This is a genomic window from Bradyrhizobium sp. UBA2491 (genome assembly GCF_002341725.1).
Lineage (GTDB): Bacteria > Pseudomonadota > Alphaproteobacteria > Rhizobiales > Xanthobacteraceae > Bradyrhizobium.
Window position 1 is genome coordinate 364 of the sequence record NZ_DDOP01000041.1, and the last position, 473, is coordinate 836.

A 473-nucleotide genomic window follows, 5' to 3' on the forward strand; every position below is an offset into this window, starting at 1 on the left:
TCGATGGCGACCGGCGCACGGTTTCCTTTCACGGCGATATTGCGGCCGCGCTCGCGCGGCCGTTCGATCGTGCCGGGATCGATATCCCGATCGGCATGACCGATGATGGCGAGCGCATTTGCGACCGTCTTGCCCGCGAACGCCTGCGTCCGCACAGCTCGCGCGTCTTCACCGGCGCGCGGCGCTGGCTGTGGCGGGAATTTTCCGATCCCGACAAGGCCAATAGAGACGCGTTACGCCGCGGCCAGACCCGCGTCTCACGCCAGCTCTGGCATCTCGGCAACAAGATCATGGAGGTCGATGCGTTCGTTCGCGACAACGCTGGGCGTGACATCCGCGAGGTGCATCCAGAACTGGTTTTCCTGCTGCTGAATGGCGGCGTGCCGCTGCCGGCGAAGAAATCGCAAGCGGGTGACGTCCTTCGCCGCAAGCTGCTCAAGCGCTCGGGCTTTCGCGAGATCGATCGCTGGCTC

At 64.9% G+C, this 473-nt stretch carries 1 protein-coding gene; it reads left to right on the forward strand.

Annotation, left to right across the window (positions count from 1 at the left end):
* On the forward strand, positions 1-473 hold a 473-nt coding region (locus B2W55_RS12750; protein ID WP_349678879.1), incomplete at both ends, for a DUF429 domain-containing protein.